Annotated in this window: 21 protein-coding genes, 1 tRNA gene and 1 pseudogene; 8 read left to right on the top strand and 15 right to left on the bottom strand. The window is 61.9% G+C overall.

What is annotated here, in order from left to right; translation table 11 throughout:
- Window positions 1-93: 93 nt before the first annotated feature.
- Window positions 94-225, top strand: a pseudogene (locus GOQ25_RS02125) (transposase); the annotation flags it as partial.
- Between the two features lie 139 nt (window positions 226-364).
- Here the strand turns inward: GOQ25_RS02125 and GOQ25_RS02120 are convergent.
- Window positions 365-449: transfer RNA gene (locus GOQ25_RS02120), tRNA-Leu, on the bottom strand.
- Window positions 450-761: 312 nt separating this feature from the next.
- Here GOQ25_RS02120 and GOQ25_RS02115 point away from each other — a divergent pair.
- Complete coding sequence (locus GOQ25_RS02115; RefSeq protein ID WP_160348782.1) at window positions 762-1,199, top strand: hypothetical protein; 438 nt, start codon at window positions 762-764, stop codon at window positions 1,197-1,199.
- A 4-nt stretch (window positions 1,200-1,203) separates the two neighbouring features.
- On the opposite strand, the gene GOQ25_RS02110 is transcribed toward GOQ25_RS02115, so the two are convergent.
- A complete protein-coding gene (locus GOQ25_RS02110) occupies window positions 1,204-2,598 on the bottom strand; it encodes a uracil-xanthine permease family protein (protein WP_160348781.1) in 1,395 nt (464 codons plus the stop codon).
- 213 nt (window positions 2,599-2,811) lie between these two features.
- Between GOQ25_RS02110 and htpG the strand changes: the two genes are divergently transcribed.
- A complete protein-coding gene (gene htpG / locus GOQ25_RS02105; protein WP_160348780.1) occupies window positions 2,812-4,716 on the top strand; it encodes a molecular chaperone HtpG in 1,905 nt (634 codons plus the stop codon).
- A 178-nt stretch (window positions 4,717-4,894) separates the two neighbouring features.
- Here htpG and GOQ25_RS02100 read toward each other — a convergent pair whose 3' ends face one another.
- The 3 genes from GOQ25_RS02100 to GOQ25_RS02090 all read right to left on the bottom strand — a co-directional run bounded on the left by GOQ25_RS02100 (window position 4,895) and on the right by GOQ25_RS02090 (window position 7,702).
- A complete protein-coding gene (locus GOQ25_RS02100; protein WP_160348779.1) occupies window positions 4,895-5,860 on the bottom strand; it encodes a tripartite tricarboxylate transporter substrate binding protein in 966 nt (321 codons plus the stop codon).
- Between the two features lie 112 nt (window positions 5,861-5,972).
- Window positions 5,973-6,443, bottom strand: coding sequence for a DUF3237 domain-containing protein (locus tag GOQ25_RS02095; protein WP_160348778.1), 471 nt, complete (start codon window positions 6,441-6,443; stop codon window positions 5,973-5,975).
- Complete coding sequence (locus tag GOQ25_RS02090; protein ID WP_160348777.1) at window positions 6,440-7,702, bottom strand: flavin-dependent oxidoreductase; 1,263 nt, start codon at window positions 7,700-7,702, stop codon at window positions 6,440-6,442. Before GOQ25_RS02090 ends, GOQ25_RS02095 begins: the two co-directional genes overlap by 4 nt.
- A 167-nt stretch (window positions 7,703-7,869) precedes the next feature.
- Here GOQ25_RS02090 and GOQ25_RS02085 point away from each other — a divergent pair, with 167 nt between their 5' ends.
- Window positions 7,870-8,361, top strand: a complete 492-nt coding sequence (locus GOQ25_RS02085) for a MarR family winged helix-turn-helix transcriptional regulator (protein ID WP_160348776.1) — start codon at window positions 7,870-7,872, stop codon at window positions 8,359-8,361.
- 18 nt (window positions 8,362-8,379) lie between these two features.
- On the opposite strand, the gene GOQ25_RS02080 is transcribed toward GOQ25_RS02085, so the two are convergent.
- From GOQ25_RS02080 to GOQ25_RS02065, 4 genes are all read right to left on the bottom strand, one after another.
- Entirely contained in the window at window positions 8,380-9,000 is a 621-nt protein-coding gene (locus tag GOQ25_RS02080) for a glutathione S-transferase family protein (RefSeq protein ID WP_160348775.1), read from the bottom strand.
- Between the two features lie 9 nt (window positions 9,001-9,009).
- Window positions 9,010-9,591 (bottom strand): 1,6-anhydro-N-acetylmuramyl-L-alanine amidase AmpD, encoded by a 582-nt coding sequence (gene ampD / locus GOQ25_RS02075; RefSeq protein ID WP_160348774.1) that lies wholly within the window; start codon window positions 9,589-9,591, stop codon window positions 9,010-9,012.
- Window positions 9,592-9,671: 80 nt separating this feature from the next.
- Window positions 9,672-9,929 carry a PP0621 family protein gene (locus GOQ25_RS02070; RefSeq protein ID WP_160348773.1) on the bottom strand — a complete coding sequence of 86 codons (258 nt, stop codon included), beginning with the start codon at window positions 9,927-9,929 and terminating at the stop codon, window positions 9,672-9,674.
- A 1-nt stretch (window position 9,930) separates the two neighbouring features.
- Window positions 9,931-10,773 (bottom strand): inner membrane protein YpjD, encoded by an 843-nt coding sequence (locus GOQ25_RS02065; RefSeq protein WP_160348772.1) that lies wholly within the window; start codon window positions 10,771-10,773, stop codon window positions 9,931-9,933.
- 177 nt (window positions 10,774-10,950) lie between these two features.
- Between GOQ25_RS02065 and ffh the strand changes: the two genes are divergently transcribed.
- Entirely contained in the window at window positions 10,951-12,360 is a 1,410-nt protein-coding gene (gene ffh, locus GOQ25_RS02060; RefSeq protein ID WP_160348771.1) for a signal recognition particle protein, read from the top strand.
- 196 nt (window positions 12,361-12,556) lie between these two features.
- Here the strand turns inward: ffh and lysM are convergent, their stop codons facing one another.
- From lysM to trmB, 5 genes are all read right to left on the bottom strand, one after another.
- A complete protein-coding gene (lysM, locus tag GOQ25_RS02055) occupies window positions 12,557-13,003 on the bottom strand; it encodes a peptidoglycan-binding protein LysM (protein ID WP_160348770.1) in 447 nt (148 codons plus the stop codon).
- Window positions 13,004-13,166: 163 nt separating this feature from the next.
- Complete coding sequence (locus tag GOQ25_RS02050) at window positions 13,167-13,874, bottom strand: class I SAM-dependent methyltransferase (RefSeq protein ID WP_160348769.1); 708 nt, start codon at window positions 13,872-13,874, stop codon at window positions 13,167-13,169.
- A 223-nt stretch (window positions 13,875-14,097) separates the two neighbouring features.
- Window positions 14,098-14,298 (bottom strand): sulfur carrier protein ThiS, encoded by a 201-nt coding sequence (thiS, locus tag GOQ25_RS02045; RefSeq protein WP_160348768.1) that lies wholly within the window; start codon window positions 14,296-14,298, stop codon window positions 14,098-14,100.
- Window positions 14,299-14,307: 9 nt separating this feature from the next.
- Window positions 14,308-15,249: a prolyl aminopeptidase gene (pip, locus tag GOQ25_RS02040; RefSeq protein WP_160348767.1), complete on the bottom strand. Its 942-nt coding sequence runs from the start codon at window positions 15,247-15,249 to the stop codon at window positions 14,308-14,310.
- A gap of 2 nt (window positions 15,250-15,251) precedes the next feature.
- A complete protein-coding gene (gene trmB / locus GOQ25_RS02035) occupies window positions 15,252-16,016 on the bottom strand; it encodes a tRNA (guanosine(46)-N7)-methyltransferase TrmB (protein WP_160348766.1) in 765 nt (254 codons plus the stop codon).
- A gap of 75 nt (window positions 16,017-16,091) precedes the next feature.
- Here trmB and GOQ25_RS02030 point away from each other — a divergent pair, with 75 nt between their 5' ends.
- A complete protein-coding gene (locus tag GOQ25_RS02030; protein WP_160348765.1) occupies window positions 16,092-16,994 on the top strand; it encodes a LysR substrate-binding domain-containing protein in 903 nt (300 codons plus the stop codon).
- 3 nt (window positions 16,995-16,997) lie between these two features.
- On the opposite strand, the gene GOQ25_RS02025 is transcribed toward GOQ25_RS02030, so the two are convergent.
- Entirely contained in the window at window positions 16,998-17,660 is a 663-nt protein-coding gene (locus tag GOQ25_RS02025) for a glutathione S-transferase (RefSeq protein WP_160348764.1), read from the bottom strand.
- A 259-nt stretch (window positions 17,661-17,919) separates the two neighbouring features.
- Here GOQ25_RS02025 and GOQ25_RS02020 point away from each other — a divergent pair, with 259 nt between their 5' ends.
- Both GOQ25_RS02020 and GOQ25_RS02015 read left to right on the top strand, forming a co-directional pair.
- The gene (locus GOQ25_RS02020) at window positions 17,920-19,113 is read left to right on the top strand and encodes a CaiB/BaiF CoA-transferase family protein (protein ID WP_160348763.1); all 1,194 of its coding nucleotides are present in this window, start codon (window positions 17,920-17,922) and stop codon (window positions 19,111-19,113) included.
- Entirely contained in the window at window positions 19,110-20,057 is a 948-nt protein-coding gene (locus GOQ25_RS02015; protein WP_160348762.1) for a hydroxymethylglutaryl-CoA lyase, read from the top strand. Before GOQ25_RS02020 ends, GOQ25_RS02015 begins: the two co-directional genes overlap by 4 nt.
- Window positions 20,058-20,116 lie beyond the last annotated feature (59 nt).

Raw genomic sequence — 20,116 nt, 5'->3', positions numbered from 1 at the left:
GAAATTTTGAGAATTACCGCATGAGAGTCTTGGCTCAGTGCGGTTGGAACGGTGTGATTAACCGGGTCTGATGAATGCTCATCCCCCGTTTATGGGGTAGAGCCGGGCTTTCACACGAAGATGGAAATGCTCTCGCGCCGGGCGTTTGGGTTCAGAAATTTTGAGAATTACCGCATGAGAGTCTTGGCTCAGTGCGGTTGGAACGGTGTGATTAACCGGGTCTGATGAATGCTCATCCCCCGTTTATGGGGTAGAGCCTTACCGCATGAGAGTCTTGGCTCAGTGCGGTTGGAACGGTGTGATTAACCGGGTCTGATGAATGCTCATCCCCCGTTTATGGGGTAGAGCCCGGCTTTTCAAATTCTGGTGCCCGGGGCCGGAATCGAACCGGCACGCCTTGCGGCGGGGGATTTTGAGTCCCCTGCGTCTACCAATTTCACCACCCGGGCTAGGAGGTCGCGAGATAGTCTGATGACTAACTGCGGGAGATGCGAAGACAGCGATTATATGCTGCTTTTTCAAAAAAGTCAGATCCCTTTAATTTTTCGCCTGAAGACATCTAACGTTGCACCGGTCGCAGTAGAATCCTTTCGCTTCTAGCGGTGTGGTGCCCGCGACGTCTACCTGACGGTCCAGGGCTCGCGCACTGGATAAAGCCGGACATAGATCCCGGATATCCCGTCGTTTCTCCATCCCCGCCGACCGCTCAACGCTACGCCGGTTCACCTACAACTTCAACGACTATGACGCGCAGCACATTGATGTCATCACGCCGCTTTGCTCTGGCCGGGTTGGCAACGCTGATGCTGGGCGCCTGCTCGACCTCACCCAAGGCCCCCGCTACCGCAGAGGCCACTGGCCCCGTCGCCTATCTGGCGCCCAAAACCAGCGGAAACACCCTACGAGGCCCCGGCAGCGGCCGTGCCGTGCTCGAGTTGCACGTGATCGAAGGTCGCGATCACGTTAAGCAAATCGCCCAGTGCGACCAGATTTACACGGGCGCGGCCCTGGGTGGCGGCACGGCCCGCGAACTCCAGGTCGTCCTATGCGACGGCGATCTCAACAACGACGGGGAATATTCCCTGATCAGCGAAACGGGCGTAGTCATCGTGCGCCGCAAGCCCGACGGCGGTACTCCTTATACCGTCCTGGAATACCGCCTGCGCGACACACAAGCCCGGGCAATCGCAAAGAGATAGGCCGTTACGCCCGGCTCTTCTCCGGCAAGAACCAATTCATCACCAGCGCACAAATCCCGCCAGTCGCCACGCCCGACTCCAGCACGCTGCTCAACCCACGCGGCAGATGCGACAGAATCTCGGGCACCTGCGACACCCCCAGCCCCAAGGCCAGCGACACCGCGATCACCAGCAGCGCGCGCCGATCCAGCTGAATCCCGGCCAGGATATTGATCCCCGCCGCCGCCACTGCGCCAAACATCACCATCGCGGCGCCACCCAGCACGGGCTCGGGCACTGCCTGCAGCGCGCCCGCCACGGCGGGGAACAGACCCAGCACCACAAGCATCCCGGCAATCCAGATGCCGACATGGCGGCTGGCGATCCCGGTCAGTTGAATGACCCCATTGTTCTGCGCGAAAACCGAGCTGGGAAACGTATTAAAAATCCCCGCCAGCAACGAATTCACGCCGTTGACCAGCACGCCGCCCTTGATCCGCTGCATCCACACTGGCCCTTCGACCGGCTGCTTCGACACCTTGCTCGTCGCCGTCACATCGCCAATCGCTTCCAATGAAGTCACCAGATAGATGATCAACATCGGCACAAACAGCGACCAGGAAAAGCCCAGCCCGAAATGCAACGGCACCGGAATCTGAAACAGCGCCGCCTCGCGCGCACCGGTGAAATCCAGCCGTCCCATATACGCCGCCGCGATATACCCCACGATCAGCGCAATCACCAGCGCGGTGCTGCGTATCCACAGCACCGGCAGGCGGTTGAGCAAAATGATGGTGCCCAGCACCAGCCCGGACAGAATCAGGTTTTCCCCGCTGGCAAAGGTGCCATCGCCCATGGCCGAATAGCCGCCGCCCATGCTGATCAAACCCACTTTGATCAGCGTCAACCCGATCAGCAGCACCACGATACCGGTCACCAGCGGGGTGATCAGCCGCTTTACAAAGGGCAAGACCCGGCTGATGGCGATCTCGACAAAGGACCCGGCGATCACGACACCGAACATGGTGGCCAGCACCGTTTCCACGGGGGTGCCCGTCTTGACCATCGCCGAGCCGCCCGCAATCAGCGGCACGACAAAATTGAAGCTTGTCCCCTGCACGATCAGCAGCCCCGCACCCAACGGGCCAAAACGGCGGCACTGCATATACGTGGCGATGCCCGAGACCACCAGCGACATCGAGACGATCAAGGTGGTGTCGCGCGAACTGACGCCCAGCGCCTGGCAAATCAACAGACCCGGCGTGACGATCGGCACCAGGATCGCCAGCAGGTGCTGCAGCGCAGCAACAAAGGCAACCGGGGGCGATGGCCGGTCATTCGGGCCATAAACGAGGTCGTGAGTAGGGGTGTCCGCGCCGGAGGCCGGACGAGCTGTAGCGGCTAAGTCAGGGGATTGCATGAAAGGAGTTGCCGCACAGGCGGCGAGAGAGGAATTTGCGGAATTTTAACGGCTCCCGCCGCAGCCCTCCCGCCAGGGTCTTGAAAACCCATCGGCGAACCCCATGTGTATGGGGTTTCTCGGATTCTGTCGCGGCCGAGCCCTCGGTTCAAATCTCCGAGCCAGCCGCCGGAAACCGCCATTTTCACTCTTGTTTTTCTGACCGCTAAAACTATGAGCCAAACCGCCACGTCTTCCACGTCTGAAACCCTGGGATTCCAGGCCGAGGTGAAGCAGCTGCTGCACCTGATGATCCACTCGCTCTACAGTAACAAGGAAATTTTCCTGCGCGAGCTGGTCTCTAACGCGTCGGACGCTTGCGACAAGCTGCGTTTCGAGGCGATTGACCGCCCCGAGCTGATGGACGGCGATAGCGAACTGGCCATCCGGGTGGACTTCGACAAGGCGGCGCGCACGATCACGATTTCGGATAACGGTATCGGTCTGTCGCGTGACGAGGCGATCGCCAATCTGGGTACGATCGCGCGTTCGGGCACGCGGGAATTCTTCTCGCAGCTGACCGGCGACAAGCAGAAAGACGCACAGCTGATTGGTCAGTTCGGCGTGGGTTTTTACTCGTCGTTCATCGTCGCGGACAAGGTCACCGTCGTCAGCCGCCGCGCCGGCGCCGCAGAGAGCGAGGCGATCCGCTGGGAGTCGGACGGTCAAGGCGAGTTCAGCATTGCCTCGGCGGATAAGGCCACCCGTGGCACCGATGTCACGCTGCATCTGCGCGCCGACGAGGACGAGTTCCTGAACGGCTGGAAACTGCGCGAGATCCTGCGTCGCTATTCCGATCACATCTCTTTGCCGATCCGCATGTTCAAGGAAGACTGGGACTCGGAAAAGAGCGAACAGGTCAAGACCGAAGAACTCGAAACCGTCAACCAGGCCAACGCCCTGTGGACGCGTAACAAGAGCGATGTCACCGAAGAGCAGTACCGCGAGTTCTATAAGACCGTCTCGCACGACTATGACGACCCGCTGGCCTGGACGCATAACCGCGTCGAAGGCCGCAGCGAATACACGCAACTGCTGTATATCCCGAAACACGCGCCCTTCGATCTGTGGGATCGCGATGCGCGCCGTGGGGTGAAGCTCTACGTCAAGCGCGTTTTCATCATGGATGACGCCGAGCAGTTGCTGCCGTCGTATCTGCGCTTTGTGCGCGGGGTGATTGATTCGGCAGATCTGCCGTTGAACGTTTCGCGCGAAATCCTGCAAGAAAGCCGCGATGTGCGCGCGATCCGCGAAGGCTCGGCCAAGCGCATCTTGTCCTTGCTGGAAGACCTCGCCGAGAACAAGCCCGAGGATTACGCCACGTTCTGGACGGAATTCGGTCAGGTGCTGAAAGAGGGCACGGGCGAGGACCGCGCCAACCTGGAACGCATTGCCAAGCTGTTGCGCTTTGCGTCCACGCATACGGGCGAGGCCATTCAGAACGTGTCCTTTGCCGACTACGTGTCGCGCATGAAGGAAGGTCAGGACAAAATCTACTACGTCACGGCCGACACCTTCGCCGCAGCGAGCAACAGCCCGCACCTGGAGATCTTCCGCAAGAAGGGCATTGAGGTCCTGCTGCTCTCCGACCGCGTGGATGAATGGATGCTGTCGTACCTGCGCGAGTTCGATGGCAAGTCGCTGGTGTCCGTGGCCAAGGGTGGCCTGGATCTGGCCGAGCTGGCGGACGAGGAAGAAAAGAAACGCCAGGAGGAAGTCGAAGAAAGCTTCAAGCCGCTGGTCGAGCGCCTGAAGGAAACGCTGAAAGATCAGGTCAAGGACGTGCGTGTCACGCTGCGTCTGGTGGATTCGCCGGCTTGCGTGGTGGTGGGTCAGAATGAACTGAGCCCGCATCTGCTGCGTATGCTCAAGGCCGCCGGGCAGGAAGCGCCGGACGTTAAACCGGTGTTGGAAATCAACCCCGAGCACGCCTTGATCGCGCGTGTGCGTGATGCGAGTGATGCCGACTTCGATCAGTGGGCGCGCTTGTTGCTCGATCAGGCCTTGTTGGCCGAGGGCGCGCAGATCGCGGATCCGGCGGCGTTTGTGAAGCGTTTGAATGCGTTGCTGCTGAAGTAAAAGACGTACGCTGCATTGCGCAGCGTGGATAACGAGACGCCCCGGTCGGCAAAGATCCGGGGCGTTTTTATTGGCTATCGGCCTAGTACAGTCACCGCACGTGGCGCACGATCCAGGCGTTTTGACCCGTGCATGGGGCTAGTTGGGGAATTCAGCCAGCCATGCCCCGAGCCAATGGCTAGTTCGCCTTGAAGCCCGTTGCCTTCACCACCTCGGACCAACGCTTCGCCTCGCTATCGAGCAGTTTCATGAGATCCTCGCGGCTGGAGCCGACCACGATGAAACCGGCGTCCTTCAACGTCCGGGCGGCCTCTGGCGCTTGCAGCGCGGCGGCACTTTCCTTTTGCAGACGATCAAGTACCGCGTCCGGCGTGCCTGCCGGTGCGAACAGTGCGAACCACGCGCCGAAATCCACCTTGTCGTGACCTTCCTGAGCAAAGGTCGGAACGCCGGGCAGGGCATCGGAAGGCTTGGCGCCCGTGATGGCGAGCGCGCGCATCTTGCCGCCTTGCACCTGGGGCGCCGCCAACGCGGTCGTGACAAAAGCAGCTTGCACGTTGCCGGACACGAGTGCGGTGACGGCGTCGCCAGTGGAGCGGTAGTGCACAGGCTCGATCTTCATGCCTGTTTCGCGCGCGAACAGTTCTGCGCCAAAATGCCCCGGTGTTCCCGCGCCAAAGGTGCCAAAGTTGACGCGGTCTTTTGCGTCCTTGCCCGCTTTGACGAAATCAGCGAGTGCCTTGTAGGGCGAATCCGCCGGCACCACCAGTGCGAAATCCGCGCGCACGACTTCGGAAATCGGTGCGAAGTCTTTGGCCGGATCGTAGTTCAGGTTGTCGTACGTGGCCGGTGAGATGCTGATCGAACCCACTTCTCCCAACAACAGGGTTTGGCCATCCGCCGGGCTACGGGCCACGGCCTGCGCGGCGATCTGCCCGCCCGCGCCGGCGCGGTTTTCCACCACAACGCTTTGTTTTAGCCGCTCGCCCAGCTGTTGGGAAAGCGTGCGTGCCACGATGTCAGGGCCGGTTCCTGGCGGGAAACCGACGTTGAGACGTACCGGTCCATTCGGATAGTCGGCCAGCACGACGGTGGGCAAGCACAGCAAGGCCGTAACGAGCAGTCGGCGCAAAGGGGATCGCATGATGTGTCTCCGTAGCAAGTGAGATAGCCAGTACTTTGCTGGCTGCTATAGGTGTTGAGATGAAGAAGTGGCGTGGTGGTAGCAGTGATCCCGGTTCGGGGTATCAGCCCGGTTAACCCACTCGATAAAAATTCAGTTCTACATGATCTGGGTAGCGCGCGCCGGTGCCCACGAATAGTTGCTCTTGCAAACAAGCCAGCTCGGGCGCAGCGGTTTCAAATCGCGGGTAGGTACGAAAGTAAACGCGCGCGGGATCCACCGCCTCGCCGCGCGCGAGCTTCGCGGTGTCTTCGGCGCTGCATGTGCGGATGCCGGTGTTCTCGACATAGACGCGATGGCCTTCGGTCGTCTCGATCACATAGCGTGCCTGGATATCGGTGTAGGTCGGCGAACGTATCGATTGAAAATCCGCCCCGCCCGGCAGGATCGTGCCGTTGAGCAGCGGGCCGGAGACATTACCGCCCAGGATGGGGATGATGCGGCGGCGGCCGCTAGGCGTCTCGCCCACTTCTTGTGGTGGACCCACATAGACGTGCAAGGTGGCGATGTGTTCCAGCAAGGGGGCGGTGGGCGTCGTCATCATGTTGCTCCGGTGGATCGGCGTAACGCGGCGGGGTCAAAGCCCGCCAGTTGTTTATATCGTAGCGAGATGGCTTGCAAGGTCTCTTGCGGAATGATGTCGTTGATGTGGGCAAAGCCGTCGGGGGCGCGGTCTTCGGCCATTTGCATGACCTGCTCGGGGCCGTTCAAGCGATTGCGCAGCACGATGCCCGCCGTACGCGGCAGACGTTCTGCCTCGTATTCCAGCAAGGCGGTCTCCAAACCGCGCAGCGCGCCTTGGCGCACTTGCGCCAGGCAATCGGCCAGACAGCGCGCATCCAGTATGGCTTGTGCCGATCCGTTTGACCCGATGGGATACATCGGGTGCGCGGCATCGCCCAACAGGGTCATGCGCCCCTTGGTCCAGCGTGGCAGCGGGTCGCGGTCCACCAGCGGGAATTCGTAGATTGCCTGCGCGCCATCGATGATGGATGGAATGTCGATCCAGTCCCAACGCCAGTCCGCGAATTTATCGGCGAAGACAGATTTATCCACGCTGCGGTTCCAGTCCGTGGCGGGCAGCGTGGCATCCGGGATGGCGAGCTCGGCGATCCAATTAATCAGCGAGCGGCCTTGGCGATGCAAAGGAGCCGAAATGGGATAGCAAACGAATTTCTGGTCCTGGTGCCCCGCCATGAACATAGTGCGGCCGTCCAGATACGGATCGGCCTCGGTCACGGCACGCCATAGCATCCGGCCCGAGAAACGTGGCTCGTCGCCGGTGGGGTAGAACTGTTTACGCAGCGCGGAATGAATGCCATCGGCGCCGATCACCGCATCTCCCGTCACGGTATGCAGCTGGCCGTCATGGCGGCTGCGAAAATGCGCGCGCGCCGTGGCGCCGTCCTGCTCGGCGGACTCCAGCACCATGCCCGTGACAATTGCGTCTTCGCCCAGGCGCTCGCGTACTGTTTCTGCGAGCAGGATCTGCAATTCGCCCCGGTGGATGGAAAATTGCGGCAGCGGATAACCGGCATTCAACCCGCGCGGCTCGCGCCAGATCGGTTGGCCAAGCTTGTTGTAGTAATGCAGCTCGGATGTCTGGATTCCGCGCGCTGCCAGCGCGTCGAGCAATCCCAGGGGTTCGAGCTCATTGACGGCGTGTGGCAGCAAATTGATGCCTACGCCCAAGGGGCGCAGCGTCTGGGTGCTTTCATAGACGCGGCATGGAATGCCTCTTGCATGCAGCATCAAAGCGAGCGTCAGCCCTCCAATGCCGCCGCCGGCGATTACGATATTCATAGCCTCACTCCAGCATGCGGGTAGGGCATGCTTGTTTGAATCTTATATTGTTATGAACCATAACAAAATCGCGGGAATGAGCGGCACTGGGACTAACCCGCAAACCGCGATGGCGCACGCCGCGCGTCTGCGGTAGTGTGTAGGTCCTTTGTATTTTGCATGTAATTATGTCCAGCGCTTCAGCATCAAGACCACGTCGGCCGCAAGCCCGTGGCGAGGCTTTTGACCCTCATGTTCCCGGCGTGAATTACGGGGCACTGGACTCTCTTGTGGGTTATGCGATCCGGCGCGCGCAGATTTTGATTTACGAGGATTTTCTGGCGGCGCTTGAGCCTTGGGATATCACGCCGCAGCGGTTTTCGGCGCTCACCCTGGTGGCGAAGAATCCGGATCTGAAGTTGACGGATCTGGCGCGCATACTGGGCATCGCGCGATCGGGGGCGGTGCAGCTGGTGAATCAGCTGGAGGTGATGGGTTATGTCACGCGCAGCGAGGTCAAGGAGGACAAGCGTGCGTATGCGCTGACGATGACGGCTGCCGGGCGACGCGCGCACGCCAGCATTACGCAGGCAGTACGCGCGCACGATGATCGGATTAGCGCGAGCCTCAGCACAGCGGAGCGTGAGCAGCTTTTTGCGCTGCTCGCCCGGCTGGGCTGATTGTCAGCGGCGTTTGACTCAGGAAAGCGGCAGTACCAGCACGCCCTGGGTGGCGGGGCGCGTCATCAGCCGGCGATACCACGCATTCATGGCAGGTGTCTTGGGGCGTTCGATCGGCATCGATAGCCATCGGTGTGCCACGCAACCCAGCACGATGTCAGCCATGGTCAGATGGCTACCGACGATGTATTCCTTTTGCTGCAGGGCGTCTTCGAGGATCTGCCCCAGCTGATTCGCTTTTGCCGTCGAAGCCTCGATCGCGGCCGTGTCGCGTTGATCTTCAGGAGTACGGATCAAGCCTAAAAACGCGGGCACCATGGCCGGCTGCCATTCCGTGGCTGTCCAGTCCATCCAGCGATCGGCCTGTGCGCGTACGGCGACATCGGTGGGCCACAGGGCGCCTTCACTGTATCGTGCTGCCAGATAGCGCACGATCGCGTTGGACTCCCACAGGATCAGTCCGCCATCGTCGATGACCGGCACCTTGCGATTCGGGTTCATCGCGCCATATTCGGGCGTGTCCAAACCGCCGAATTTGCCGCCGACTTGTTCGGCCGTATGCGGCAGCGCCAACTCGCGCGCCGTCCACAAGACCTTTTGTACATTGACCGAACTTGAACGTCCCCAGATCTTTAGCATGTTGATTCCTTAATATTGGCCGGGCAGCTGCCGGCGCAGAAAGCCAGTCAAGCGCCCGAAACGGGTCCATTGAAAAGCGGGCCCCGGATCGGTCTTGCGGCCGGGGGCGATATGTTCGTGGCCACGCACCGCGCGCAGCGGGTAGCGCGCACGCAGCGTGCGCGTCAATTTGGCCAGGCTCGTGTATTGCGCGTCGGTATAGGGCAAGGTGTCCGTGCCCTCGAGTTCGATTCCTATGGAAAAGTCATTGCAGCGCTCGCGGCGTTCGAACCGCGATACGCCGGCATGCCAGGCGCGCTTGTCAGCGGCGACGAACTGCACGACTTCACCGTTGCGGCGGATGAAAAAATGCGCCGATACGCGCATGCCTTTTAGTCGTGCGAACCAGGGATGCGCGTCGTAGTCCAGGCGGTTAAGGAACAGCCCCGCGACATGCGGGCCACCGAATTCATTGGGTGGCAGGCTGATGTTGTGTATGACCAGTAGAGAAACCGTCGTCCCGGCAGGGCGGGCGTCGCAGTTGGGCGAGGGCAGCAGGCGCACGTTCGTCGCGGGCCTGAGCCACCCGTGTCGATCTAAGCGAAAAGACATGGATGCGGCTCGTTATGGATACGTAAGCCTCATTATGCCTGCCTTGACTGCCGGTTCAAGGGGCCTCCGGGATGACTCGACTAGCGCTCGCCGAGTCGCGCGTGTTCCTGGCTGCACCAGGTCTTGCCATCAAGTAGCGTAGCTTCGGATCGGGGCAGGTGAATGCCGCAATGCGCGCAACGCACCATGGATTCGACCGGCCCCTGCCCAGGCTGGCGGGCGGGTGGCTTTGGGGGGGATTGGCGCGTCGTGTGCCGGGTGCTGTTGCGGGCGGCCACGATACGCATCACCATCATGACGGCCAGGATGATGATGACCCAGATTAGCAGCTTGCCCACTTCAGCTCCGTTGCAAAATGACTTCCAGCACGAACCGCGTACCGGTGTAGGCCAAAATTAAAAAACCGAATCCGGTCAAAGTCCAGCGCAACGCGACGCGGCCACGCCAGCCGCGTATATGGCGTCCCAGCAGTAATACGCCAAAGGTCAGCCAAGACAGCAGGGTGAAAACCGTTTTGTGATCAAAAGGCAGGATCTTGCCAGTCAGCTCCATCGACGCGACCGAGCCGGTAACCACAGCCGCCGTCAGGACCAGAAAGCCGATCCAGATGACGCGAAACAGCAGGCGTTCCTGCACCAGGAGCGGCGCCTGGGCGTCCAGGACTCGCCCTAGCAGACTGCGGTTTGCGGGCGTCTCGAGCGGGCGATGCAGATGCCGGTCCAACAGCGCCATCAGCAGGGCATGCAGCGCGGCTACGGTAATGAGTGCATAGGCGGCCAAGGCGATCAGCAGGTGGACGCGTATCGAACCATCCTCGGCATGCGGCACGCGCACGCCATCAGGAAAGATCGCTGCCAGCACACACACAATCGTGGCCGCGGGCAGCAGCAGCAACTGCAGGCCGTCGATTCGCACCACAAAGCTTTCCAGCCAGAACACCACCATGCCCAGCCACACCGTCGCCGACAGCGCCAGCGCCCAGCCTATGGTCAGGTGCGAGCCGCCCAGCATGGATTGTTGCAGGGCCACGCCCTGCAGAACCAGTGCGCCTAGCAGGCCCAAGCGCGCTACTTTGCCGGTTTTCTCGACGCGGCCGGCTCCGCGCAGGCGCTGCCAGAGGGCTGTGCCGAGCACGGCATAGGCCAGGGCGGCGGCTGCGTGAAATACAATGCCTAATGACATAAAAACCGTTGTCTGGATGGGGCCTCTCCGGCGCCGTGCGCCACAGGGGCAAAAAGCCCGTCGTCGCGCCCGCGCCTGGCTGCCCTCTACGGGGATTGGTACCTCGGGGGGTGGCCCAGCGGGAGTAGCCTGCCCGGGTCACCGTTCAATCAACTAGTGTAAGCGGAAACGCCTCTCATGCTCGATAACCTGACACAACGTTTGTCGCGCGTCGTCAAGACGCTGCGCGGCGAAGCCCGCCTCACCGAAGCCAATACGCAGGAGATGCTGCGCGAAGTGCGCATGGCGCTCCTCGAGGCCGACGTGGCTCTGCCTGTCGTGCGCGATTTCATCGCGCGCGTGAAAGAGAAAGCCTTGGGCGAGGAGGTCGTGGGTAGTCTCAGCCCTGGCCAGGCGCTGGTGGGCGTGGTCAGCAAGGAGCTGACTTCGCTGATGGGCGGCGATCTGGGCACAGGCGCCGGCGAACTGTCGCTGGCAGTTCAGCCCCCCGCCATTATCTTGATGGCCGGTCTGCAAGGTGCCGGTAAAACCACCACCACCGGTAAGCTCGGCCGCTGGCTGGCCGAGGGCAACCATACCCAAAACGGCCGCAATAGCGGCAAGAAAAAGGTCCTGACGGTCAGCGCCGACGTGTATCGCCCGGCCGCTATCGATCAGTTGAAAGCTGTCGCCGCGCAGGCCGGTATCGACTTTTTCCCCTCCGATCCCAGCCAGAAACCAGAAGATATCGCGCGTAATGCCGTAGACCATGCCCGCCGTCATCACTATGACGTGCTGATCCTGGATACCGCGGGCCGCTTGGGCATCGACGAAGCGATGATGCGCGAGATCCGCGCGCTGTACGATCTGGTCAATCCGGTCGAGACGCTGTTTGTCGTGGACGCGATGCAGGGCCAGGATGCGGTCAATACCGCCAAGGCTTTCGCCGAAGCGTTGCCGTTGACCGGTGTGGTGCTGACGAAGCTGGACGGCGATGCGCGCGGTGGCGCCGCGCTGTCGGTGCGCCATGTCACGGGCAAGCCGCTGAAGTTTGTCGGGGTGTCCGAAAAGCTCGACGGCCTGGAGCCATTCCATCCCGACCGGATGGCGCAGCGTGTGTTGGGCATGGGCGACATCGTGTCGCTGGTCGAGCAGGCGCAGAAGAACATCGACATCGCCGAGGCGCAAAAGCTCGCGACCAAGCTCAAGTCGGGCAACAAATTCGACCTGAACGATTTCCGCGAACAGCTCGGCCAGGTGAAAAAGCTGGGCGATATGGGCTCGCTGCTAGAAAAGCTCCCCGCGCAATTCCAGCAGGCCGCCGGTCAGCTGCAAGGCGGGCAGGCTGAAAAGCAACTGCGTCGCACCGAAGGCATCTTGAATTCCATGACCCCGGCCGAACGCGCCAAGCCCGAGCTGATCAAGGCGTCGCGTAAACGCCGTATCGCAGCGGGCGCCGGCGTGCCGGTGCAGGAGGTCAATCGTCTGCTGTCCCAATTCGATCAGATGCAGGGCATGATGAAGCAGATGAAAAAGGGCGGCATGGCGAAAATGATGCGCGCCATGGGCGGCTTGAAGGGCCTGGGACGCTTTGGCGGCTTACGCTAACGCTGTCCGTGCGGTGGTGGGGCCTGTGCTGCAGCGAGGCAGCGCGGGTGCCGCTGTGGCAAATGCGGATGCAAAAAAAGACGGCCAGACCGGAGTCTGGCCGAATTGACCGGCGCGAGCGGGGATAGTCCGCACCGGTACAAACCGGCAGCGCTGCGGGGGCTGCCAGTTTGAACGGATTTGCTATCGCAAGGGTTTATTGCAGGGGCGGGATACGCAGCACCTGACCGGGATAAATCTTGTCAGGGTGCGTCAGCATGGGCTTGTTGGCCTCGAAGATGACCGTATGCTTGGCACCTTGGCCCGCGCCATAGTGCGCCTCGGCGATTTTCCAGAGGTTGTCGCCTTTCTTCACGGTGTACATGGTGGCTTCTGGCGTTGCGTGCTTGGCGGTAAGCTGATTGTCGACTTGGGCCACGCCAACCGTGTTGCCCAGCGCCAAGGAGATTTTCTCGGCCTCTTCCGTCGAAGCCGCCTCGCCGGTCACGGTGACTTTGTCGCCTTCGACCTTGATGTCCAAACCATCGGCGTTCAGGCCATGCTTGTCCAGTTCCTTTTTCAACTCATCGACCGATGCCGCTTGGGCCTCGTGCGCGCCGAAGAGTTTCTCACCAACGTCCTTGATAAAGCTTAGTAGACCCATTTCGTTCCTCGCCCATGTTTAGGCACTTTTAGTGCCCGATTCGCCGCAGATCGCGTGATATCGCATGTCCGCATGCCATTGGAACATTCATTATGGGCCGATTTGCAGGCCTAGATGTGGCCGTTTGCCGTAATAGGGTAACAAATTGTATGGCGTCGTCGAATCAGACGCCTGCCGCAGTCCGACGCGTCAGTTTCCACACATGAGCCGGCGGCACATTCGCGATGACCGTTTCAACACGGCGTGCGCGCAAGTTCAGGCGGTCCAGCACCCGCAGCGGGACGGGGCAGCGCGGGCCGTAGGTGAACAATATCAGCGCGCCTGCTGGCCGCAGCTGCGCAAAGGTACCCCTCAGGATGCCGATCTGGGCTTTGAGCGGCATGTTGAGCAATGGCAAGCCGCAGATCGCGACCCCGGCCAAGCCATCGACAAATAGCGGGACATCGGCCAGGCGTGCAGCGTCGCCTTGGTAGACGTACGCCTCGGGAAACTCCTCGCGAAGTTGGCGTGCGAACTGCGGATCCATCTCGACCAGGGTGAGCTGGGCTTGAGTAAAGCCTTTTGCGATAAGGGCTCGGGTAAACGAACCGGTTCCCGCACCTAGCTCCAGACAAGGGCCGTCATTCGGTTGGAGGTCACGCGTCATGGCGGCGGCCAACCGCGCGCTGGAGGGCAGTATGGCGCCAATACTCTTGGGATTCGCACGCCAGGCTCGGACGAAGCGCACTCTTTCGGCAACCCAGGCGTGGCGATGCAGGCGCCGAACTACCTGGCCCGTCGCGCGCCGTCCGGCGCCGCCTGCCATGCGCAGCAGGCGAGCGCCCGCACCTTGAGCGGCCAAGGTATCTTCGGTAAATAGCTTGCGCAGCATATGGACTCCTCTGAAGGGAGCCGGCGCGTGGGAAACCGTCGGTGTTCCGGCGCCGGTGACAACCCAGGCGCCAGCGTACTCCTTAGAGGTTCTGGCGCAAGGGGGTCACCGGTGCCGGTAGCTCAGCGTTGAACATTTATGCACTCTGTAGCGTTGACGCCTAGTGCGGAAACGCTTGGTCACCAATGCGCGTCGCCGCTTGCCGCTTACGCTACAGGGAAGATCAACCCCCGCCCACGGCCACGACGATCTCGACCTGATCGCCATCTTGCAGCTTGGCGGCTGTATGTTGGCTCTTGGGTACGATCTCGCCATTGCGCTCGACCGCGACGCGCTTGCCGGCATAGCCGAGCGCTTCCAGCAATTGAATGACAGTGGTGTCGGCCGCGCACTCGCGTGCGGTGCCGTTTAGCATGATCTGCATCAGGGCTCCTTATCGGGTGGCGTAGGCATCGGTGGCGGCGATCAGGCGCGCGAGGATGCCAGGTTCATCGAAGGCATGGCCGGCGTCGGGCACGATATGGAATTCCGCCTCGGGCCAGGCGCGGTGCAGCTCCCACGCGGTGCGCGCCGGGGTGCAGATGTCATAGCGACCCTGCACGATGGTGCCCGGGATGTGGCGCAATTTATAGGCGTCGCGCAGCAGCTGGCCGTCTTCCATAAAACCGCCGTTCACGAAATAGTGGTTTTCGATCCGTGCGAAGGCCAACGCGGCGCGATCGGCCGCATGGCTTTGCTGATGCCGGGGGCTTGGCATGAGTGTGATGGTGCTGTCTTCCCAGCGGCTCCAGGCCTTGGCCGCGCGAAGTTGCTCGGCCGGATCATCGCCCGTCAGGCGCTTGTGATAGGCGGCAATCAGGTCGCCGCGTTCTTCGGGGGGAATGGGTTCGAGGTAGGCCTCCCAGTGATCGGGGAACAACCACGAGGCGCCTTCTTGATAGAACCACTGCAGCTCGGCGCGACGCACGCCAAAAATGCCGCGCACGACGAGTTCGCTGACGTGCTCCGGATGCTTCTGCGCATAGGCGAGCGCCAGAGTCGATCCCCACGAGCCTCCAAACACCAGCCAGCGGTCCGCGCCCATGACTTCGGTGCGCAGGCGCTCGATATCGGCGACCAGATGCCAGGTCGTGTTGTTTTCCAGACTGGCATGGGGCGTCGACCGGCCGCAGCCACGCTGGTCCAGCAACAGCACGTTATAGCGCTTGGGATCAAACAGTTGACGGTGCACGGGCGCGCAGCCGCTGCCCGGCCCGCCATGCAGAAATACCGCCGGCTTGCCCTGCGGGTTGCCACAGAGCTCCCAATACACCTGATGGCCGTCGCCGGTGTCCAGCATGCCCTGGCGATAGGGCTCAATGGCAGGATAAAGCATGGTTACTCGACTCGTTTAAAAATCAGATCCCACACGCCATGACCCAGCCGCAGCCCGCGTGTTTCGAATTTGGTTTGGGGGCGGTAGTCGGGACGCGGCGCGTAATCGGCGGCCGTGTTCTTCAGTAGCGGCTCGGCGCTCAAGACTTCCAGCATTTGCACGGCGTAGTCCTGCCAGTCCGTAGCGCAATGCAGATACCCGCCCGGCGCGATACGGCTGGCCAGCAGGGCGACGAAGGGCGGCTGTAGCAAGCGGCGCTTATGATGGCGTTTCTTTGGCCACGGGTCGGGGAAATAGACATGCACGCCAGCCAGACTATTGGGCGGGATCATGTCGCGCACCACTTCGACCGCGTCGTGCTGAATGATGCGCACGTTCTTCAGGCCGGAATCTTCGATGCGACGCAGCATGGCGCCCACGCCGGCGTTGAAGACTTCGACGCCCAGGAAGTTGTCGTCGGGGCGGGCCAGCGCGATTTTCTCGGTGGTCTCGCCCATGCCAAAGCCGATCTCGAGCACGGTCGGCGCGCTGCGCTCGAAGGGCGCGGCCAGATCAATACGCTCGGGGGTGTAGCGCAGGGACCATTTGTCCAGCAGCTGCTCCAGCGCTTCGCGCTGACCTTGTGTGATGTGGCCACGCCGATGGACGAAGCTGCGGATATGCGTGGCGCCAGGGCTGTTCGGTGCCTGGGTGGCCGGTTCCAGCGCGGCGCGGGTGGTGTCGGACAAAGGTGCCGTGTCCGGGGATTCGGGGGTGTTCGTATTCATGGGGTGGATTGTAGTAGGGCCGCAGACGAAATGTTGCGCGCCGGGCAGCGCCCGATGTGAGGTAGCATCTGCGGCATGAATGTCTCGCGTTTTGACCTCACGACTTTAGCCTTGTTTGCGGCCGTTGCCCGGGCGGGCAGTATTTCGGCTGGCGCGCGTCAGTCGCATCTGGCGGTGGGGGCGGCGAGCAAGCGGATTTCCGATCTGGAGGCCGCGTTGGGCACGCCGTTGCTGTACCGCAATCCCGCCGGCGTGGCCTTGACCGACGCGGGGCAGGCCTGTCTGGCGCATGTGCAACGGGTGCTGCACGAGGTCGAGCAGATGGCGGGCAGTTTGTCCGATTTCGCGCAAGGGGTACGCGGGCAGGTGCGGATCGCGGCGAATACCTCGTCATTGACGCAGTTCTTGCCCGAGGATCTGGCGGGTTTCATGGACGAGCATCCCGCTGTGCGCATCGATCTGGAAGAGCAAAACAGCACGGATATCGTGACCGCTTTGCTGGAGAATCGTGCCGATATCGGTGTATTTGCCGACCGTACGCCAGCAGAAGGCTTAAAGACCGCGCGCTATCGGCCCGACGAGCTTGTCTTGATTGCACCGCCCAGGCATCCCTTGGCAGGGTTGTCCCGGGTGGCTTTTGTGGATACGCTGGACTACGCCTATGTGACGCTGCCGCCCACCACCTCGCTGGCGTTGCGCTTGCATGAGGAAAGCCGTCGGTTGGGAAAGGCGATGCGTCTACGGATCCAGGTGCGCAGCTTCGATGTGCTGTGTCGCATGGTGGTCGCCACGGGTGGTGTGGGCGTGCTGCCGCGTATCGCTGCGGAACCCCATGCGCGTTCCATGTCGATCCGTTTGATCCCGCTGACCGACGAATGGGCGCATCGTTGGCTCTTGATCGGCGCGCGCGATGTCGAGGCGCTGAACGTGGCGGCGAAATTGCTTTGGACGCACTTGCACCGTGAATCCGTGCAGTGAAGATCAGCACTGCGGCGGAAACGTCACGGTTTCCGTGCCTACCTCCCAGGCAGCATATTTGTGCATGATGCGCTGAAATAGCGCAGTAGACAGAAAAGCCTTTAGCCATCGCTGCAGCTCCGGCCATGGCTGTTGATCGAACCATTGCGGTTCTACCTGCGCAAACTGACGCACAAACGGGGCAATAGCCATGTCCGCCAGGCAGGGGCGTGGGCCGAAGAGGTGATCGGTGCGCCTGAGGCGTTCATCCCAAGCGCCCAAGATTTCCCCGGCCGCCGCGCGATGCGTGAGGGGGTCTACGTTGTCGTAGCGTACCGGATACTTGTAGCGGTCCAGATGGGTTTTAAACGGCCCATCGCATTGTTCGATCAGGGCATCGTATTGGGCAGCGGTATCAGGGTCGGCGGCCAGCCAATGCTGTGGGTCATGCCGGTTAAGCGCCCAGCGCATGATATCCAGGCTCTGATCGATGACCGCGCCGTCGGGCAGCACGAGTACGGGTACGGTGCCTTTGGGCGAGGCGGCCAACAGTTGCGGCGGTTTGGCGCGCAACACGACCTCGCGCAGTTCGCAGGGTTGCTCGCTGACCGCCAGCGCCAGACGGGCGCGCATGGCGTAGGGGCAGCGGCGAAACGAATAGAAAACGGGCAGTTCGAGAGCGGTCATGCGAGGTCGCAGGCAAGGTGGTGCGTGACAGAGAAAAGTATCACGGCCGCGCTTTTCGCTCGTGCGCGGGCCATTGCGGGGAAAGGTGTGCGCAAGGTCGGGGCGGCGCTACCGGTGCAGCATGGCAGTGACGCGTGCGTGTCCCGCCAACCCAGGGGCTTTTCCATTTGCAGAAACCCGTTTCGCGTAACAATCATTCCCAGCCCACCCACTTTCGCGCACACTGCCGGCCTGGGAAAACCGCTTTCAAGGGAATGGCATGGCAGGACAGATTTTGGCCGGAATTCGCGTGTTGGAGCTGGGACAGTTGATCGCGGGTCCGTTCGCGGCGAAAACCTTGGCGGACTTTGGCGCGCAGGTCATCAAGATCGAGCCGCCCGGACAAGGGGATCCGCTGCGCAAATGGCGGCTGCTGCATGAGGGCACCTCTGTCTGGTGGGAGGCGCAATCGCGCAACAAGCAATCCGTCTGTGTAGACCTGCGCCAAAAGGAAGGCCAGGACATCGTGCGCATGTTGGCCGCGGAGGCGGATGTGCTCATCGAGAACTTCCGCCCCGGCACCATGGAAAAGTGGGGCATGTCGTGGGAGGAGCTGCACAAGCTGAACCCCCGCCTCATCATGCTGCGCGTGTCCGGCTATGGTCAAACCGGCCCCAAGGCGCGCGAACCTGGGTTCGCCGCGATCGGCGAGGCCATGGCGGGCCTGCGTTATCTGAACGGCGAGCCCGGCCGCGCGCCGGTGCGTGGCGGGTTGTCTCTGGGCGATACGATTGCCGGGCTGCATGGCGCGCTGGGTGTGATGCTGGCCCTGTATCAACGGGATGCCCGTGGTGGAGAAGGGCAGGTGATCGATGCCGCGCTTTATGAGAGCCTGTTCAATCTCACCGAGAGCCTTTTGCCGGAATACACGGTGTTTGGCACGGTACGCCAGCCCTCGGGCGCATCCTTGCCAGGCATCGCCCCATCGAACGCGTATCTTTGCAAGGATGGCTACGTATTGATCGCGGGCAACGGCGACGGCATCTATATGCGACTGATGTCACGCATCGGCCGCGACGATCTGGGTCAGGATCCGGCGCTCGCGCATAACGACGGTCGCGCCAAACGCGCGCAGGAGATCGATGACGCCATCAGCGCATGGACCATGCAGCGCGAGATCGACGAAGTGCTGGCGGCCATGCGCGAAGCCGATGTGCCCTGCGGCCGCATCTACAACGTGGCGGATATTGCGCGCGATCCGCATTATCGCGCCCGCAACGCGATCGCAGAGGTTCAGGCCGCAAGCGGCATCCGTGTCGAAATGCCCGCGGTATTCCCGGTCCTGTCCGACAACCCCGGAGAGATTCACGATCGGGCCCCGACGCTCGGCGAACACACCGACGCCGTGCTCGCGGAGGCAGGCCTGACCGAAGAACAACGCGCCATATTGCGCGCACGTGGAGTGATTGCATGAACACCGGTGCATCTCGTATCGAAATCAATGAGGTCGGCCCCCGCGATGGGTTGCAGATCGAAAAGGCCTTCGTCCCGACAGAGGAAAAGATAGCGCTGGTCGATGCGCTGTCCGATTGCGGTTTCACGCGTATTGAAGTCACGAGCTTTACCTCGCCTCGCGCGATTCCGGCGCTAGCCGATGCGCAAGAGGTGATGCGCGGCATCCGTCGCCGTCCCGACGTCATCTACACCGCGCTCGTGCCCAACGTGCGCGGTCTGGAGCGCGCCGTCGAGGCCGGGATGCAGGAGATCAATCTCGTGATGTCCAGCAGCGAGACGCATAACCGCGCCAATCTGCGCATGACCCGCGCGCAGTCGTTGGAGGAGCTCACCAACATCTTGCGTGCAGCGCAGGGCACGTCCACGCCGTGCAATGTGTCGCTGTCAACAGCGTTCGGTTGCCCGTTTGATGGCGATGTGTCGGCCGATGAGGTGCTGCGTCTGGCGCACGAGCTCGTGAACGCAGGCGCTGCCGGCATCACGTTGTGCGATACGACGGGCATGGCCTATCCCACGCAGGTGGCGGCGTTGTGCGAGAGAACACTGCGCGAATTTCCGGGGTTGCCTATCACGATCCATCTCCACAACACGCGCGGCATGGCGTTGGCCAATGCGATTGCCGCGTGGCAGACAGGGGTGATCCGCTTCGATGCGGCAGTCGGTGGACTAGGAGGGTGTCCTTTCGCGCCGGGCGCGAGCGGCAACGTCAATACCGAAGAACTCGTGCACATGTTCGAGTGCATGGGCGTGACCACCGGCGTGACGCTGGAGCCCTTAATGAATGTGGTGCGCGGATTGCCGCAGTTGGTGCAGCGGGAGTTCTCTACGCCGTTGCTGGCCGCCGGCCATCGCCTCGCCACGCATCAACCTCCGGCCTGGCTCGCGGAGAAATTCGGCGCGTAACGAGCACGCCAATGAATTGTTGTACCGGGGGCGTGTTTCGCTTCCATTAACACCGCGAC

The sequence above is a fragment of the Bordetella sp. 15P40C-2 genome (assembly GCF_009763235.1).
GTDB lineage: Bacteria > Pseudomonadota > Gammaproteobacteria > Burkholderiales > Burkholderiaceae_B > Bordetella_A.
This window is presented reverse-complemented; position numbering and strand designations above follow the sequence as displayed.

Coding starts and splice junctions, on each gene's coding strand:
- GOQ25_RS02115 (WP_160348782.1), top strand. CDS start 762: ATGTCATCACGCCGCTTTGCTCTGGCCGGGTTGGCAACGCTGATGCTG.
- GOQ25_RS02100 (WP_160348779.1), bottom strand. CDS start 5,860: ATGCGATCCCCTTTGCGCCGACTGCTCGTTACGGCCTTGCTGTGCTTG.
- GOQ25_RS02090 (WP_160348777.1), bottom strand. CDS start 7,702: ATGAATATCGTAATCGCCGGCGGCGGCATTGGAGGGCTGACGCTCGCT.
- GOQ25_RS02025 (WP_160348764.1), bottom strand. CDS start 17,660: ATGACCGCTCTCGAACTGCCCGTTTTCTATTCGTTTCGCCGCTGCCCC.
- GOQ25_RS02095 (WP_160348778.1), bottom strand. CDS start 6,443: ATGATGACGACGCCCACCGCCCCCTTGCTGGAACACATCGCCACCTTG.
- GOQ25_RS02020 (WP_160348763.1), top strand. CDS start 17,920: ATGGCAGGACAGATTTTGGCCGGAATTCGCGTGTTGGAGCTGGGACAG.
- GOQ25_RS02050 (WP_160348769.1), bottom strand. CDS start 13,874: ATGCTGCGCAAGCTATTTACCGAAGATACCTTGGCCGCTCAAGGTGCG.
- pip (WP_160348767.1), bottom strand. CDS start 15,249: ATGCTTTATCCTGCCATTGAGCCCTATCGCCAGGGCATGCTGGACACC.
- GOQ25_RS02110 (WP_160348781.1), bottom strand. CDS start 2,598: ATGCAATCCCCTGACTTAGCCGCTACAGCTCGTCCGGCCTCCGGCGCG.
- GOQ25_RS02065 (WP_160348772.1), bottom strand. CDS start 10,773: ATGTCATTAGGCATTGTATTTCACGCAGCCGCCGCCCTGGCCTATGCC.
- ampD (WP_160348774.1), bottom strand. CDS start 9,591: ATGTCTTTTCGCTTAGATCGACACGGGTGGCTCAGGCCCGCGACGAAC.
- GOQ25_RS02085 (WP_160348776.1), top strand. CDS start 7,870: ATGTCCAGCGCTTCAGCATCAAGACCACGTCGGCCGCAAGCCCGTGGC.
- GOQ25_RS02080 (WP_160348775.1), bottom strand. CDS start 9,000: ATGCTAAAGATCTGGGGACGTTCAAGTTCGGTCAATGTACAAAAGGTC.
- htpG (WP_160348780.1), top strand. CDS start 2,812: ATGAGCCAAACCGCCACGTCTTCCACGTCTGAAACCCTGGGATTCCAG.
- thiS (WP_160348768.1), bottom strand. CDS start 14,298: ATGCAGATCATGCTAAACGGCACCGCACGCGAGTGCGCGGCCGACACC.
- ffh (WP_160348771.1), top strand. CDS start 10,951: ATGCTCGATAACCTGACACAACGTTTGTCGCGCGTCGTCAAGACGCTG.
- GOQ25_RS02015 (WP_160348762.1), top strand. CDS start 19,110: ATGAACACCGGTGCATCTCGTATCGAAATCAATGAGGTCGGCCCCCGC.
- lysM (WP_160348770.1), bottom strand. CDS start 13,003: ATGGGTCTACTAAGCTTTATCAAGGACGTTGGTGAGAAACTCTTCGGC.
- trmB (WP_160348766.1), bottom strand. CDS start 16,016: ATGAATACGAACACCCCCGAATCCCCGGACACGGCACCTTTGTCCGAC.
- GOQ25_RS02030 (WP_160348765.1), top strand. CDS start 16,092: ATGAATGTCTCGCGTTTTGACCTCACGACTTTAGCCTTGTTTGCGGCC.